The organism is Pseudomonas sp. 2822-17, assembly GCF_002742485.1.
GTDB classification, from domain to species: domain Bacteria; phylum Pseudomonadota; class Gammaproteobacteria; order Pseudomonadales; family Pseudomonadaceae; genus Aquipseudomonas; species Aquipseudomonas cyclaminis.
The window spans coordinates 1-268 of the sequence record NZ_LJRZ01000445.1 but is presented as its reverse complement, the minus strand read 5'-3'; the positions used below and the strand labels follow the sequence as shown (position 1 = coordinate 268).

1 protein-coding gene is annotated in these 268 nt (G+C 35.8%); it reads right to left on the bottom strand.

The features are described 5' to 3' along the window. Positions 1–268, bottom strand: a 268-nt coding sequence (locus AOA60_RS16010) for a PAS domain S-box protein (protein WP_143522452.1), incomplete at both ends; no start/stop codon positions are given.

The window sequence follows — 268 nt, the reverse complement described above, 5'->3', positions numbered from 1 at the left end:
ATTTAACCCATTTTTCTTCAACTCATCTAGCGTGTAGCCACTCAGTTCACATATAGCTGGGTTTCCATCAATTAAGTTTCCAGCATAGTCCACTACAAGAATACCGTCGCTATTATTCTCAAATAGAGATCCATAAAGCAATTGTGTTTCTTTTGCTAAATCCACGTTTGGAAAATTAGATTTTTTAGTGTTAGAGGCAAGGTTTGTATCTGCCTCTGACATATTATATTTATCATTATCAATCGTTACTGTCGCAGCAACTTCGTCT